At 40.6% G+C, this 16,612-nt stretch carries 16 protein-coding genes; all 16 read left to right on the top strand.

Annotated elements, in window-relative coordinates:
• Positions 1-32 precede the first annotated feature (32 nt).
• The 16 genes from rimM to hslU all read left to right on the top strand — a co-directional run bounded on the left by rimM (position 33) and on the right by hslU (position 16,557).
• Positions 33-548, top strand: a complete 516-nt coding sequence (gene rimM, locus KMHG_RS02090) for a ribosome maturation factor RimM (RefSeq protein ID WP_010286457.1) — start codon at positions 33-35, stop codon at positions 546-548.
• Complete coding sequence (gene trmD, locus KMHG_RS02085; RefSeq protein WP_010286455.1) at positions 548-1,279, top strand: tRNA (guanosine(37)-N1)-methyltransferase TrmD; 732 nt, start codon at positions 548-550, stop codon at positions 1,277-1,279. Before rimM ends, trmD begins: the two co-directional genes overlap by 1 nt.
• 149 nt (positions 1,280-1,428) lie before the next feature.
• Positions 1,429-1,773: a 50S ribosomal protein L19 gene (gene rplS / locus KMHG_RS02080; RefSeq protein WP_010286454.1), complete on the top strand. Its 345-nt coding sequence runs from the start codon at positions 1,429-1,431 to the stop codon at positions 1,771-1,773.
• Between the two features lie 134 nt (positions 1,774-1,907).
• Entirely contained in the window at positions 1,908-2,477 is a 570-nt protein-coding gene (gene lepB, locus KMHG_RS02075) for a signal peptidase I (protein ID WP_010286452.1), read from the top strand.
• A 14-nt stretch (positions 2,478-2,491) separates the two neighbouring features.
• Complete coding sequence (gene ylqF, locus KMHG_RS02070) at positions 2,492-3,346, top strand: ribosome biogenesis GTPase YlqF (RefSeq protein ID WP_010286450.1); 855 nt, start codon at positions 2,492-2,494, stop codon at positions 3,344-3,346.
• Between the two features lie 86 nt (positions 3,347-3,432).
• Positions 3,433-4,206: a ribonuclease HII gene (gene rnhB / locus KMHG_RS02065; RefSeq protein ID WP_010286449.1), complete on the top strand. Its 774-nt coding sequence runs from the start codon at positions 3,433-3,435 to the stop codon at positions 4,204-4,206.
• A 4-nt stretch (positions 4,207-4,210) separates the two neighbouring features.
• The gene (locus KMHG_RS02060; protein WP_010286448.1) at positions 4,211-6,283 is read left to right on the top strand and encodes a TP0910 N-terminal domain-containing protein; all 2,073 of its coding nucleotides are present in this window, start codon (positions 4,211-4,213) and stop codon (positions 6,281-6,283) included.
• Entirely contained in the window at positions 6,280-6,576 is a 297-nt protein-coding gene (locus tag KMHG_RS02055; RefSeq protein ID WP_010286446.1) for an EscU/YscU/HrcU family type III secretion system export apparatus switch protein, read from the top strand. The genes KMHG_RS02060 and KMHG_RS02055 overlap by 4 nt, the downstream gene beginning before the upstream one ends.
• Positions 6,577-6,733: 157 nt before the next feature.
• A complete protein-coding gene (sucC, locus tag KMHG_RS02050; protein WP_010286444.1) occupies positions 6,734-7,894 on the top strand; it encodes an ADP-forming succinate--CoA ligase subunit beta in 1,161 nt (386 codons plus the stop codon).
• Between the two features lie 16 nt (positions 7,895-7,910).
• Positions 7,911-8,831 (top strand): succinate--CoA ligase subunit alpha, encoded by a 921-nt coding sequence (sucD, locus tag KMHG_RS02045; protein WP_010286442.1) that lies wholly within the window; start codon positions 7,911-7,913, stop codon positions 8,829-8,831.
• A gap of 87 nt (positions 8,832-8,918) precedes the next feature.
• The gene (gene dprA, locus KMHG_RS02040) at positions 8,919-9,800 is read left to right on the top strand and encodes a DNA-processing protein DprA (RefSeq protein WP_010286441.1); all 882 of its coding nucleotides are present in this window, start codon (positions 8,919-8,921) and stop codon (positions 9,798-9,800) included.
• Between the two features lie 93 nt (positions 9,801-9,893).
• Entirely contained in the window at positions 9,894-11,981 is a 2,088-nt protein-coding gene (gene topA / locus KMHG_RS02035; RefSeq protein ID WP_010286439.1) for a type I DNA topoisomerase, read from the top strand.
• A 144-nt stretch (positions 11,982-12,125) separates the two neighbouring features.
• On the top strand, positions 12,126-13,436 hold the full coding sequence (gene trmFO / locus KMHG_RS02030) for an FADH(2)-oxidizing methylenetetrahydrofolate--tRNA-(uracil(54)-C(5))-methyltransferase TrmFO (protein WP_010286437.1): 1,311 nt from the start codon (positions 12,126-12,128) through the stop codon (positions 13,434-13,436).
• Positions 13,437-13,699: 263 nt separating this feature from the next.
• Entirely contained in the window at positions 13,700-14,596 is an 897-nt protein-coding gene (gene xerC / locus KMHG_RS02025) for a tyrosine recombinase XerC (RefSeq protein ID WP_010286435.1), read from the top strand.
• A 27-nt stretch (positions 14,597-14,623) separates the two neighbouring features.
• Entirely contained in the window at positions 14,624-15,169 is a 546-nt protein-coding gene (hslV, locus tag KMHG_RS02020) for an ATP-dependent protease subunit HslV (RefSeq protein WP_010286434.1), read from the top strand.
• Positions 15,166-16,557: an ATP-dependent protease ATPase subunit HslU gene (gene hslU / locus KMHG_RS02015; RefSeq protein ID WP_010286431.1), complete on the top strand. Its 1,392-nt coding sequence runs from the start codon at positions 15,166-15,168 to the stop codon at positions 16,555-16,557. The genes hslV and hslU overlap by 4 nt, the downstream gene beginning before the upstream one ends.
• Positions 16,558-16,612: the final 55 nt, after the last annotated feature.

Here is a 16,612-nt window from a genome sequence, read left to right as displayed (position 1 = left end):
TTGTATATAAGTATTAAAAAGAGGTGTTTTATATGAATTGGTACAACGTAGGTAAAATCGTCAACACGCACGGTATTCGTGGTGAAGTGCGCGTCATTTCACAAACGGACTTCCCAGAAGATCGTTACGAAGTCGGTTCAAAACTGGGCATTTTCGCACCAGGTGAAAAGAAACCGACTGTCGTGATTATTAAAACAGCACGTAAACATAAAAACTTCATGCTATTATCATTTGAAAACTATCCAAACATTAACGATGTGGAAAAATTCAAAGGTTCTATGCTAAAAGTAAACGAAAACTATTTAGAAGAGCTAGATGATGATGAGTTCTACTATCACGAAATTGTTGGCTGTGATGTATTTGATACGGATGGTAATGAAATCGGAAAAATTAAAGAAATCTTCGAAACAGGCGCAAATGACGTTTGGACAATTAAAGGTGTCGACGGTAAAGAGCACTACATTCCTGTAATCTATGAAGTTATCAAAGAAGTAGATGTAGAAGCGAAACGTGTCACAATTGAATTGATGGAAGGTCTTTTATCATGATGAATATTCATGTGCTGTCATTATTCCCAGATATGTTTGAAGGCGTGTTCGGCGCGTCTATGATGAAAAAAGCGCAAGAAAAAGGTGCTGTTAACTTTAACGTCACAGATTTCCGTGCTTTTTCAAACAACAAACATAATCAAGTCGATGATTACCCTTACGGTGGCGGCGCGGGGATGGTATTAAAGCCAGAACCACTTTTCAACGCGGTTGAAACGTTACAAGCACAAGGTAAAAAACCACGTATTATTTTAATGTGCCCACAAGGTGAACGTTATTCTCAGAAAAAAGCAGAAGAGCTAGCGAAAGAGGAAGATTTAATTTTCCTATGCGGCCACTATGAAGGCTATGATGAGCGTATTCGTGAACATTTAGTAACCGATGAAATTTCGATTGGTGACTTCGTGTTAACAGGTGGCGAGTTAGCAGCAATGACGATTATCGACAGTGTCGTTCGTCTACTGCCAGGTGTTTTAGGTCAAGAAGCGTCTCACGTCAATGATTCGTTCTCTACCGGTTTATTAGAACACCCACATTACACACGTCCAGCTGATTTCCGAGGCATGAAAGTGCCAGACGTCTTAATGTCAGGGAATCACGCAAAAATCGCTGAGTGGCGCGAGGAGCAGTCTTTAAAGCGTACGTTTGAACGTCGTCCAGACTTACTCGACCATATCGAGTTAACAGATAAACAGTTAACATATTTACGTTCAATCGGTTATAAAAAATAATCGAAACTGACAAGGACAGACACTTGCCACTTAGTTATTAGTATGCTAATATTTAAAGTGCATTTCTTAAAGAAGTGCCGTATTACGGTGTTCCGCTGTAGCAACCATTAAGCGACCTATATGAGCATCTGTCAAAGGAGAAAATATAAATGTCAAACATTATTGCAGAAATCACAAAAGAACAATTACGCACTGACATCCCATCATTCCGTGCTGGTGATACAGTATCTATCGACGTTAAAGTTGTCGAAGGTACTCGCGAACGTATCCAAAAATTCGAAGGCGTTGTAATCAAACGTCGCGGTGGCGGTATCAGCGAAACTTTCACTGTACGTAAAATCTCTTACGGTGTAGGCGTGGAACGTACTTTCCCAGTACACACTCCAAAAATCGCTGCACTTAAAGTTACTCGTCGTGGTAAAGTACGTCGTGCTAAATTATACTACCTACGTAACTTACGTGGTAAAGCTGCTCGTATCAAAGAAATTCGCTAATTTCTTGCTACAAGCAAAAAAGAGTGTAGAGCAATTTGCTCTACACTTTTTTCATGCTTCAAAACACCTCAATCTTTTTGCCTGTAATGAAAAATACTTGTACAATAAAAAGAGTACAGTGAGGGGGACGGCCTATGGAACAAGATGAAGTGAAAAAAGAAAAAAACGGTTTATGGGACTGGATCAAAGCCCTCATCATTGCCTTTTTACTTGCTGCTTTGATTCGCTTCGTACTATTCACACCGATCGTCGTCGACGGCGAATCGATGATGCCTACACTCGAAAGCGGAGAGCGAATGATCGTTAATAAAATTGATTACAAGTTTTCAGATATTCAACGCTTCGATATTGTCGTGTTCCATGCGCCAGAAAAGAAAGATTATATTAAACGTGTGATCGGTCTACCGGGCGACACACTAGAATATAAGAATGACCAGCTCTACATTAATGGCAAAAAAGTAACAGAGCCATATTTAAAAGATTATAAAAGCCGTATCGTCGATGGTGGCACACTGACGGAAGATTTTCGTTTAGAAGATTATATCGGACAAAAAGAAGTGCCGAAAGGGCATTATTTTGTCATGGGTGATAACCGTCGTAATAGCAAAGACAGTCGACATATTGGCGTCGTATCGAAAGCGGAAATTGTCGGCAAGGCGAGTATCGTCTTTTGGCCAATGAAAGCATTCGGTACGGTAGATTAAGAGGAGAGATAATTATGACGATTCAATGGTTCCCAGGGCATATGGCGAAAGCACGCCGACAAGTAACCGAAAACTTAAAACTTGTCGATATCGTGTTTGAGCTAATTGATGCTCGTTTACCGATGTCATCTCGTAACCCGATGTTAGATGACATTATTCATCAAAAAAACCGCCTATTAATTTTAAATAAAGCAGATATGGCGGATGAAGCGCAAACGAAAAAATGGATTAACTATTTCGCGTCTAAAGGCCATAAAGCCGTAGCCGTGAACTCATTAGATAGCAAAGGCTTAAAGCGCGTAACAAAAGCGGCTGAAGAAGTACTTGCTGAAAAATGGGAACGTATGCGTAAAAAAGGGTTAAAAACACGTGCGATTCGTGCGATGATCGTCGGTATTCCAAACGTAGGGAAATCAACGATGATTAACCGCTTAGCGAAGAAAAATGTTGCACGTACAGGGAATATGCCAGGTGTGACACGTTCACAACAATGGATTAAAGTCGGCAAAGAATTAGAACTTTTAGATACACCAGGGATTTTATGGCCTAAATTTGAAGACCAAAACGTTGGTTACAAATTAGCGGTTACTGGTGCGATTAAAGACCAAATTATGAATATGGACGACTTAGCAATCTTTGGCTTAAACTTCTTAGAAGTATATTACCCAGAGCGTTTACATGAACGTTATCAAATCGACGGTTTAACAGATCCGATCGTTGGCACATTTGACCATATCGGTAAGCTTCGTAACATGAAAGCTTCTGGTGGCGATGTCGATTATGAAATGGTATCAGAATTAATCGTTCGCGATATTCGTAATGAAAACTTAGGTAAATTAACATTTGATTTCGTAGAAGACTACGAGTAATGAAAGTTGTCGACAATGTCTCTCGTAGCATTGTCGGCTTTTTTTATTACATTTCAGCAATTTAAACCGATAAGGAGTATAAAGAAATGACAACAATTAAAGCAATTAAAGAACAATTAGCACAAGCGACCGAATGGGCAGACTGGATGGAAGCGTTACAAAAAGATGAGCGCACAGGTGTACAAAATGCATTGAAATCATGGCGTCGTGCACAACAAAAACGTCAACAGCTTATCGATGAACATGAAGCAAAATTAGCATTTGACGATAGCTACCGTACGCATCCAGGTGCTTATATCGCAGGAACAGACGAAGCAGGTCGTGGCCCACTCGCCGGTCCGGTCGTAACAGCTGCTGTCATTTTACCAAATGATGCTTGTACATCGTTAATCGGTTTAAATGATTCAAAACAATTATCGCACGACAAACGCGAAGCATTTATTGCGAAAATTCACGAAGTAGCAATTGCGACGTACGTGCACTTCCAACCTGCTGAAGTGATCGACGATATTAACATTTACGAAGCAACGCGCCAATCGATGAAAGCTTCTATTGAACAGTTAGCAGTGAAACCAGATTATGTGTTAGCAGATGCGATGACACTTGATATTGATATACCACAAAGTTCAATTATTAAAGGGGATGCGAAAAGTTTAGCAATCGCAGCCGCATCCATTTTAGCGAAAACAGCACGTGATCATTACATGGAACAAATGGATGAACAATATCCTGGCTACGGTTTTGCGCAACATGCAGGCTACGGCACGAAACAACATTTAGAAGCGCTTAATCAGCTCGGTGTGACACCGATTCACCGCAAAACGTTTGAACCGATTAAAACGATGATTCAGAAAGGATGATTAGATGAATTTATCAGGCGTCAATTTACAACAGACGCAAATGCAGCCAACGTCACAAACAGCTGTCGTGAAAGAAGGTCAAGTATTACATGGCACGATTCAAAAGCTTTTTCCAGATCAACAAGCAGAAATTCGTGTAGGCGATCAAAAAATGATGGCGAAGCTTGAAACACCATTAAAAGCAGGTGACGCGCATTTCTTCCAAGTGACGAGTACTTCGCCAGAATTGTCATTAAAAGTCGTCTCAGGGCCTTTAACGAGTCAAACGACGTCTCAGCAAGCGTTGCAACTCATGGATAGTATGAAATTGCCAGATTCAAAAGAGATGCAACAAATTGTGACGCAGTTTTTAAAAAATGATACACCGATGTCGCGCGAGCAATTAGTCCAAGCAGAACAACTGCTTAAATCGACAAATGTACCGAAAGCAGATGCACTCGCAGCGCTGTCTAAAATCGTTGAGTTAAAACTACCGATGACAGAAGCCTCATTACAAGCTGTCGTGCAAGGTAATGCGAAAACGGGTATTCAATCGTCGTTACAGCAGCTCCAACAATCGATTCAACGAGATGCATCAATCAACCCGACGTTGAAAACGCAGCTTCTAGATAGCCTTCAGCGCATCAATCAACCACTTGCAACAGAAACGGGAAGCGCGATGCTTGGGAAGATGATGCAAAGTTTAACAGGACAAGATGCAAGTGCGACGGCGAAGCAACAAATGATTAACCTTTTAAAAGAGGCCAACGTCTTGCCGAAGCAGGCGAACATGATGAATGTTTTATCGAATATGCTTGGAAAAGCAGATGCTGACCCGAATGCGACGTTGCAGCAAGCAGCAAAAGCTGTGCAACAGCAACCGCAAGACTCAGCGGCAAAACAGGCGCTGCAACAAGCATTGCAACAACATCCTAATTTATCTGCTACTGCGAAAGAAACGATTGCAACAGCATTGCAACGCGTCAATATTGCACCGACAGCTACGTATACGTCTCAACTCGTAAATGCGGTAACAAAAGAAACCGCACAAGTGCAACAAACACCTGTGCAATTGTTAAGCGCGCTCGTACAAGCGAAGCCATCAAATGTGCAACAAGTCGTGCAACAATTAACGCAAGCTGTACAACAAGATACGCAACTGCCAATGGCGCAAAAAGAGGCGATTTTAACGCAACTGCAACAATTTAATGGGGCAAAAGCAGATCAATCAGCGATTCAGCAGTTAGCAAAAGCTGTGCAACAGCAATTAATGCAAGGGTACAGTGCCAATATGCAACAACCATTTCAGGCGACGGATGCTGCCAAAACGCAACTGACACAATTACTCGGTATGCCGACGCAACAAGTCAATCAAACGTTAGCAACATTAGCGACGCAAGTGATGAAGTCCGACAATGTGACTGCACAACAGCTACTACAACAAACAGAATCACAATTGCATCAACAAATGAATGGGAAAGCATTTGAACAAGTAATACGCCATACGATGCAACAGCTCGGTTTAAATTACGAAGCGAATTTAGCACAAAAAGATTCGAACGTGGAACAATTACAGCAGCAGTTAAAGCCACAATTAATGGCGCTTTTGCAAGACGATCAAGCAAGCCCTGCGACGAAACAAGCAGCAGAACAACTCGTTGCACGTATGAATGGGATGCACTATTTATCAGGTGAAAATGGTCCGCAACATCAACTCATTATGCAAGTGCCGTTATCTTTTTTCGGCAAACAAACAGAAGCGACGTTGCAATGGAACGGTCGTATGAAAAAGAACGGTAAAATCGATGCGGACTATGCACGCGTTATGTTTTATTTAGATTTAGCAGCGTTAGACGAAACGATTATCGACATGCAAGTGCAAAGTCGCGTTGTGACGGTGACCGTTTATAACGAACATCACAACTTAGATATGCTCGCTGAACCGCTTCGTGCATCGCTAGAAAAAGGTTTACTTAGCCATGACTACCGTTTATCCGGTGTCTTGATAAAGCAATTTGAACGTGCTAAAACAGAAGTACAGCCAACGTTGCATGCGACAACGAGCAATGGTGAGGGAGGCGTTGATTTGCGCGTATGACGGAACAACACGAAAAAAGACAAGAAGCTGTTGCGTTAGGATTTGATCCGATGACAGGCGGCGCGCCAAAAGTGCTCGCAAAAGGGAAAGGTAAAATTGCGGACAATATTTTAGCGCAAGCAAAACAACACGATATTCCGATTCAAGAAGACCCGTCATTGGTTCAATTACTCGGACAATTAGATTTAAATGAATCTATTCCAGAAGAACTTTATCAAGCGGTGGCAGAAGTTTTTGCCTTTATTTATCGCTTAGATCAAACATATGAGGGCCTCAATAAAAAAATCCGCTAAAATTCGTGCTACGAATTCTAGCGGATTTTGTGCCTAAAGAAGAATTTTATAGAAAATATAAAAGATATTGTAGTATAAAGCATAGACATGTCAGAATATTTTATATACAATGAATAATGTAACTTAATAGTTTCACAAAGAGATGGGAGGAAGTTTCATGAATATCCATGAGTATCAAGGGAAAGAGATTCTTCGTCAAAATGGGGTAAAGGTGCCAAAAGGTATCGTTGCATTTTCGCCGAAAGAGGCCGTAAAAGCAGCAAAAGAATTAGGCACTGACGTTGTAGTCGTAAAAGCGCAAATCCATGCAGGGGGGCGTGGTAAAGCGGGCGGTGTTAAAATCGCTAAGTCATTAGACGAAGTTGAGCAATACGCAAAAGAATTAATTGGTAAAGTGCTTGTCACACACCAAACAGGTCCAGAAGGTAAAGAAGTTAAACGTCTTTACATAGAGGAAGGCTCAGACATTAAAAAAGAATATTATGTGAGCTTACTCGTAGACCGTGCTACTTCACGCGTTACATTAATGGGGTCTGAAGAAGGCGGTATGAACATCGAGGAAGTCGCAGAAGAGACGCCAGAAAAAATCTTCACAGAAGTCGTTGATCCGGTTATCGGTTTAACTGCTTTCCAAGCGCGACGCTTAGCTTTCAACATTAATATTCCGAATAATTTGATAAATAAAGCTGCAGATTTATTCTTAGGCTTATATAAAACATTCATCGAAAAAGATGCTTCAATCGTCGAAATCAATCCACTTGTCGTAACAGGTAATGATGAGGTCGTTGCATTAGATGCGAAATTCAACTTCGATGGCAATAGCTTATATCGTCATCCAGACGTTGTAGAATTACGCGATTACGATGAAGAAGATCCAAAAGAAATCGAAGCTTCAAAACATGATTTAAGCTACATTCCACTAGAAGGTTCTATCGGTTGCTTAGTGAACGGCGCAGGCCTTGCAATGGCAACGATGGATACGATCGGTTACTACGGTGGTAGCCCTGCAAACTTCTTAGACGTTGGCGGTAGCGCAACAGCTGAGAAAGTAAAAGAAGCATTTAAAATCATCCTTTCAGATGCCAATGTAAAAGGTATTTTCGTTAACATTTTCGGCGGTATTATGAAGTGTGACATTATTGCTGAAGGTGTTGTTGCAGCAGCATCAGAATTAGGTTTAGAAGTACCACTTGTCGTTCGTTTAGAAGGTACAAATGTTGATTTAGGTAAAGAAATTTTAAGCAAATCAACGTTAAACATTATCGCTGCATCATCACTTGCAGATGGCGCTCAAAAAATCGTAGAACTAGTAGGCTAAGAAAGGTGGAATAATCATGAGTATTTTCATCAATAAAGATACAAAAGTGTTAGTTCAAGGGATTACAGGTTCAACTGCACTTTTCCATACAAAACAAATGCTTGAATATGGTACAAAAATCGTCGCAGGTGTGACACCAGGTAAAGGTGGCACAAGCGTAGAAGGCGTACCGGTATTCAATACAGTAAAAGACGCTGTAGAAGCGACAGGCTGTACAGTATCAGTCGTATACGTACCAGCTAAATTTGCAGCTGATTCTATTTTAGAAGCAGTAGAAGCAGAATTAGATATGGTTATTTGTATTACAGAGCATATTCCAGTATTAGACATGGTACGTGTAAAACGTTACATGGAAGGCAAGAAAACGCGCTTAATCGGCCCGAACTGCCCAGGTGTGATTACAGCAGACGAATGTAAAATTGGTATTATGCCAGGCTACATTCACAAAAAAGGTCACGTAGGTGTCGTATCACGTTCTGGTACGTTAACGTATGAAGCGGTGCACCAATTATCTACAGCAGGTATCGGTCAAACGACAGCAGTAGGCATCGGTGGCGACCCTGTAAATGGTACAAACTTCATCGACGTTTTAAAAGAATTTGAAGCAGACCCAGAAACACTAGGTGTTGTCATGATCGGTGAAATCGGTGGTACTGCAGAAGAAGAAGCGGCAGAATTCGTGAAAAATCATATGACAAAACCAGTTGTGGCATTTATCGCAGGTCAAACAGCGCCTCCAGGTAAACGTATGGGTCACGCTGGTGCAATCATCTCAGGTGGTAAAGGTACAGCAGCTGATAAAATTGCAGCATTAAATGCAGCAGGTATCGAAGTAGCGCCAACACCATCAACAATCGGTGATACGTTCATTAAAGTTGTGAAAGAGCGCGGTCTTTACGATCAAGTAAAAACACACGCTGAAAAACAACACGTTTAATTCTAGAAAAAATTACCTTTTTTGAGATATCATAAGATGTAGCACATATTTGTGTTACATCTTTTTTTGCGTAAAAGGAGTGAAAGTATGGACAATACATTATTGGCGCTACATTATGTATGGCCAAAACCAATCACTCAACTATACAAGTTACTGCAAACACCTCAAACACTGACACATCTTTTTGACTGGACACCACAACAATTGAAGCAACAATTAAATGTCTCATTGAAAAAAGCACAATACATCTATGAAAAATTACAAGCATACCGGCACGTATCATTTTTATCATATTATGCGGAGCGACACATTACACCGATACATTTTTTTGATCCACGATATCCTGCGTTGTTAAAAGAAATATATGACCCACCAGCTGTCATTTATGTAAAAGGACAGCCGTCACTATTAGCGATGCCAAAAAAAATAGCGGTCGTCGGCACGAGAAAAGCGACACATTATTCCAAAAAGGCATTAGAACAACTATTACCACCACTTATAAACGATGAAATTGCCATTGTAAGCGGTTTGGCGCGCGGGGCGGATAAAATGGCACACGAACTGACAATCACGCTAGGAGGCGCTACAATAGCGGTTTTAGGGCATGGTTTTGATTATATGTATCCGCGGGAACATCAATATTTGTATGAGGAAATGGCGACAAATCACTTGTTAGTCACTGAATATCCGCCGTACATGGGTCCGAGAAAATGGCAATTTCCGATGCGCAATCGGCTCATTAGTGGTTTAAGTTGTGGCATTATTATTACAGAAGCAATGAAAAAGAGTGGTACACTGTCTACAGTGGAGTACGGATTAAATCATGGAAGAGAGATTTTTGTCGTGCCAGGCGATATTTCATCACCTTTTTCTGAATTGCCACATGAACTGGCGTCAGATGGCGCTAAAATCGTCTGGAACGGCACTCAAATCCTTGATGAAATCAGGCATTTTTCGTTTTTGAAATGAAAAATGGTTGCAAAACTTGAATTTCTGTTATACATTTTGCAACAGGTATTTGTTTTCAATCAGAAACTTCACCTCTCATAAGGGGGAACTCACATGTCAGATTATTTAGTTATTGTAGAATCGCCCGCGAAAGCGAAAACGATCGAGCGATATTTAGGGAAGAAATATAAAGTAAAGGCCTCTATTGGTCACGTACGTGATCTTCCGAAAAGTCAAACAGGTATCGATACCGAGAACAATTACGAACCGAAATATATTACGATTCGTGGTAAAGGTCCTGTGTTGCAAGATTTAAAAAATGCAGCAAAAAAAGCGAAGAAAATTTTTCTCGCAGCCGATCCCGATCGTGAAGGGGAAGCTATTGCATGGCACTTAGCGACAGCGTTAAACATTGATAAAGATTCAGATTGCCGCGTTGTATTTAATGAAATTACGAAAGATGCGATTAAAGAATCATTTAAGCATCCACGCCCAATCGATATGGATTTAGTTGATGCGCAACAAGCGCGTCGTATTTTAGATCGTCTTGTCGGCTACAACATTAGTCCATTACTATGGAAGAAAGTCAAAAAGGGTCTGTCAGCAGGTCGTGTACAATCGATCGCGCTACGTCTTATTATTGATCGTGAAAACGAAATTAAAAACTTCCAACCAGAAGAGTATTGGACAATTGATGCGCAATTTGAGAAAGAGAAAAAGCAATTTGACGCATTATTTTATGGTGTAGGAAAAGATAAAGTAAAACTTACAAACGAAGAAGAAGTAAAGGCAATCTTAAAACAAATAGACGGTGAAGATTTCGAAGTTGCAAAAATTGTAAAACGTGAACGTAAGCGTAACGCTGCGGCTGCATTTACAACGTCTTCGCTTCAACAAGAAGCGGCACGTAAATTAAATTTCCGCGCGAAGAAAACGATGATGTTGGCGCAACAGTTATATGAGGGGATTGACCTTGGTAAAAAAGAAGGCATTACAGGCTTAATCACTTATATGCGTACCGATTCAACACGTATTTCAGAAACAGCGAAAAAAGAAGCATTTAGCTATATTGAAGAAAATTATGGGACGGATTATACGACACCGCTGACACAACAAGCGAAAAAATCAGAAAAAGCACAAGATGCCCACGAAGCGATTCGTCCGACATCTACGTTGCGTCATCCTGATCAATTAAAAGCGGTATTATCACGCGACCAATTACGTTTATATCGTTTAATTTGGGAACGTTTTATCGCAAGTCAAATGTCAGCAGCTGTGTTAGATACAGTGACGGCAGATCTTGTAAACGGTGACATCATGTTCCGTGCAACAGGGTCACACGTGAAATTCCCAGGCTTCATGAAAGTTTATATTGAAGGTAATGACGATTCTAAAGAAGATAAATCAAAAGATAAATTGTTACCACCGATGCAAGAAGGCGATATCGTCAAAAGCCTTGAAATTGCACCGAAACAACACTTTACACAACCACCACCACGTTTCTCAGAAGCACGTCTCGTAAAAACGTTAGAAGAGTTAGGTATCGGGCGTCCATCTACGTATGCGCCAACTTTAGATACGATTCAAAAACGTGGCTACGTCGTGCTTGAAACGAAACGTTTCGTACCGACAGAACTTGGTGAGATTGTACATTCATTAGTGAACGAGTTCTTCCCAGAAATTATCAACATCGAATTCACAGCAAAAATGGAAAAAGATTTAGATAGCGTCGAAGAAGGACAAGTCGAATGGGTGAAAATTATCGATGATTTCTACAAAGACTTTGAGAAAAGTTTAAGACACGCAGAAGTTGCGATGGAAAAAGTAGAAATTAAAGATGAACCAGCGGGCGAAGATTGTGAACTATGCGGTCATCCGATGGTTTATAAACTAGGTCGTTACGGCAAGTTTATGGCATGTAGCAATTTCCCAGAATGTCGTAACACGAAAGCAATCGTCAAAGAAATTGGCGTGAAATGTCCAACTTGTCATGAAGGCGAAATCGTTGAACGTAAAAGTAAAACGAAGCGCGTGTTCTACGGCTGTAATCGTTATCCAGACTGTGATTTCGTATCATGGGATAAACCGATTGCACGTAAATGTCCGAAATGCGAGCATTTATTAGTCGAGAAAAAAGTGAAAAAAGGGACGCAAATTCAATGTGTCGAATGCGACTACAAAGAAGAAGTTGTCGAAAAATAAATGGAAAGAGGTTCGCCAAATGCGAACCTCTTTTTTTGTCGTAAAAGACGGACTGAAATAACATAGTAGCGTTTTGGCGAGTGTACTGTTAAAATGAAATTTAGATTGCAAAAAAACGCAAAAGAAAAAAGGTAGGTATGTATCATGACACCAATCGTAAACGTAATTGGCGCGGGTCTTGCAGGTAGTGAAGCAGCATGGCAAATCGCGAAACGCGGCGTAAAAGTACGCCTTTATGAAATGCGCCCAGTAAAACAAACACCAGCGCACCATACAGATAAATTTGCAGAGTTAGTATGTTCAAACTCATTACGTGCAAACTCTTTAACAAATGCAGTAGGCGTTATTAAAGAAGAAATGCGTCAATTAGATTCAGTTATTATTGATGCCGCAGATAACTGCTCAGTTCCAGCAGGTGGTGCACTTGCAGTAGACCGTCACGAATTTTCTGGCTACATTACTGAAAAAGTGAAAAATCACCCGAACGTTGAAGTCATCAACGAAGAAGTAACAGATATTCCAGAAGGGATTACTGTTATTGCGACAGGTCCATTAACTTCTCCAGATTTAGCGGAAAAAATTCGTGAAATCACAGGTCAAGATTACTTATACTTCTACGATGCAGCAGCACCAATCATTGAAAAAGATTCAATCGATATGGATAAAGTATATTTAAAATCTCGCTACGATAAAGGCGAAGCAGCTTACTTAAACTGCCCAATGAGCAAAGAAGAATTTTACGCTTTCCGCGAAGCATTAGTAAATGCTGAAAAAGCACCACTAAAGGAATTCGAGAAAGAAAAATATTTCGAAGGTTGTATGCCAATCGAAGTCATGGCAGAACGTGGCGAAAAAACGATGTTATTCGGTCCGATGAAGCCAGTTGGTCTTGAAGATCCGAAAACAGGTAAACGTCCATATGCTGTTATCCAACTACGTCAAGATGACGCAGCGGGTACACTTTACAACATCGTTGGTTTCCAAACACACTTAAAATGGGGCGAACAAAAACGCGTATTCAGCATGATCCCAGGTTTAGAAAATGTTGAAATCGTACGCTACGGTGTCATGCACCGTAATACGTTCATTAACTCTCCAAAAGTATTAGCACCAACGTATCAATTAAAAGCACAACCAACTGTATTCTTCGCTGGTCAAATGACAGGTGTAGAAGGTTATGTTGAATCAGCCGGTGCTGGTCTTGTTGCAGGTATTAACGCTGCACATATGGCATTAGAACAAGAGCTTGTCATCTTCCCGAAAGAAACAGCACTTGGTAGTATGGCACGCTATATTACAGAAGCGGATGCAAAACACTTCCAACCAATGAACGTTAACTTCGGTTTATTCCCCGAACTTGGCGAACGTATTAAATCAAAACAAGAACGTGGCGAACGTCACGCTGCACGTGCGCTTGATGCATTAAAGCAATTTAAAGAATCAACTGTACTTTAATCAAGCACGTCTTTCTGTAGTACACATTTGTATGTCCTACAAATAAATTTGATTCGGCCCTTTAAAGTTGTTATACTTTGAAGGGCTTTTTTTAATGTTGCAAGGGATAGCCATCACTTAACGATGACGATTGTTCAACGTTTTGTCACGAATTGACAGAAAATAATTACAATCTACGTTTTGTCAGCAAGCTTCTCGCTTTATTTAATAAGGGGAGCGTGAGACAATAACGGTAGATCGCTTGAAGTGAATGAGGTGTTCGAATGAAGATTAAGAAGATTCAAGCGCTTGAGGCATTTATGTCATACATTCAGCTTGAAAAAAACTACGCTCCTTCTACTGTAGTGAACTACGAAAAAGATTTAGAAGGATTTTTTTCTTTTTTGCAACAAGAAGGTGTCGCATCACTCGACGATGTAGATTATCTTCACGCACGATTGTACGTAACACAACTATATAATGAGCAAAAAGCACGTGCGACGATATCGCGGAAAATATCTGCGATCCGGTCGTTTTTCCGCTTTTTAAATAAAGAATACGAATTGGACGATGCCGCATTCCAAGCGTTATATCATCCGAAAAAAGAAAGTCGCTTACCACGTTTCTTTTATGAGGAAGAATTAACGAAATTGTTTGAGGCAAATGAAGGGGACGATGTGAAATCTTTGCGGAATATGGCGATACTAGAATTGCTATATGCAACAGGGATCCGCGTAAGCGAACTTACATCGCTAAGTATGCAAGATGTAGATTTATCATTGGATATTGTACGTGTCATGGGGAAAGGGAGAAAGGAACGGTATGTACCGTTCGGACATTATGCTCATGAAGCACTTGTGCGTTACATAGAAAAATCGCGCACTCCATTGATGAAACAACCGCATGCGAAAGTTTTCGTCAATATGCGTGGTGGGGAACTCACATCACGCGGCGTTCGTTACATTTTAAATGAGATGTTGAAAAAGGCAGAAATGCACGGCGTCATTTATCCGCATATGTTACGTCATACATTTGCGACGCATTTGTTAAATAACGGCGCGGATTTACGAACGGTGCAAGAGCTACTCGGTCATAGCTCGCTGTCATCAACGCAAATTTATACACATGTGACGAAAGAGCATCTTCGAAATACTTATATGAATACTCATCCGAGAGCGTAATGATAAAGAGGAGTGACTATTGTGGATATGCAAATGCACGCAACGACAATTTTTGCGATACAGCATAAAGGCCAAAGTGCGATGGCTGGTGACGGTCAAGTAACTTTAGGACAATCAGTAATTATGAAAAATACAGCGAGAAAGGTGCGCCGTTTATATAACGGGAAAGTTTTAGCAGGGTTTGCTGGTTCTGTAGCTGATGCCTTCACATTGTTTGAAATGTTCGAAGGTAAATTGACAGAATATAATGGTAACCTGCAACGTGCAGCTGTCGAAGTCGCAAAGCAATGGCGCGGCGACAAGATGTTACAAAAACTTGAAGCACTTTTACTTGTAATGAATCATGAGACGTTATTGCTCGTATCAGGTTCTGGCGAAGTGATTGAACCAGACGATGGTATTTTAGCAATCGGTTCAGGAGGTAACTATGCATTAGCCGCTGGTCGTGCCCTTCAAAAGCACGCTGGTGAACATATGAACGCCAAAGAGATTGCAAAAGCATCTCTTGAAACAGCTTCAGACATTTGTGTATTTACAAATCATAATATCATTGTGGAGGAGTTAGAAGCATGACACAACATCAAACACCTAAACAAATGACAGAGTATTTAAACCGTTACATTGTCGGTCAAACAGAAGCGAAAAAATCAGTTGCTGTCGCACTACGCAATCGCTATCGTCGTCAACGCTTATCAGACGAAATGCGCGAGGAAGTTATTCCGAAAAATATTTTAATGATTGGACCAACTGGTGTTGGTAAAACAGAAATTGCACGCCGTATTGCGAAGCTTGTCAAAGCACCATTTTTAAAAGTAGAAGCAACAAAATTTACAGAAGTCGGTTATGTAGGACGCGATGTTGAATCGATGGTTCGAGATCTCGTTGAAGTTGCAAACCGTCTCGTAAAAGAAGAAAAGCAAGAAGAAGTACGAGAACAAGCAGAAACGTTAGCAAATGAGCAAATTGTGAAGCTACTCGTACCAAGTATGCGTAAAAAGAAACAACCAAACATGTCAAATCCTTTTGAAATGTTTTTCGGTGGTCAAGATGATGACGAAGAAGAACAAGAGGATACGCAAGTGCGCGTGAAACGTTCTCAAATCGCCGCTGATCTTGCTGCAGGAAAACTAGAGCAAGAATGGGTTACGGTCGAAGTAGAAGAACAACCGAGCATGATGATGATGCCAGGTATGCCGGGCATGGATATGAGTGGTACAGGCATGGGCGATTTAATTTCAAACATGATGCCGAAGAAAAAGAAAAAACGCCGTCTTCAAGTGAAGGAAGCGCGCCGTGTGTTAACGATTGAAGAAGCGAATAAATTAATCGATAGCGATGAAGTTGCTGAAGAAGCGATTCGTCGTGCAGAACAAATGGGTATTATTTTTATTGATGAAATTGATAAAATCGCTGTAAAAGGTAATGGTGGTGGACAACCAGGCGTTTCACGTGAAGGTGTCCAACGCGATATTTTACCGATTGTCGAAGGTTCAACGGTCAATACGAAATACGGTCCAGTGCGTACAGATTTTATGCTGTTTATCGCAGCAGGTGCCTTCCATATGTCGAAACCATCAGATTTAATTCCAGAACTTCAAGGCCGTTTCCCAATCCGTGTAGAATTAGAAAAATTAACGAAAGATGATTTTGTGCGCATTTTAAAAGAGCCAGATCATTCGTTACTATTACAATACACAGCATTGCTTGAAACAGAAGGTATCGAAGTCACATTTACAGATGATGCAATCGAGCGTCTTGCTGAAATTGCGATGGACGTTAACCAAAATACAGATAATATCGGTGCACGTCGTTTGCATACGATTTTAGAAAAGCTATTAGAAGACTTATCGTATGAGGCGTCGGACATAGCACCAGCTCATATTGATATCACACCTCAATATGTAGATGGTAAACTCGGACATATTGTGAAGAACAAAGATTTGTCAGAGTTTATTTTATAGTTTATAATTAAAATGTAGAAAAATTGAAAAACTTTTGAATTTTCCGTAAATAGCG

The organism is Kurthia massiliensis (assembly GCF_000285555.1).
In the GTDB taxonomy this organism is placed as follows: domain Bacteria; phylum Bacillota; class Bacilli; order Bacillales_A; family Planococcaceae; genus Kurthia; species Kurthia massiliensis.
This window is presented reverse-complemented; position numbering and strand designations above follow the sequence as displayed.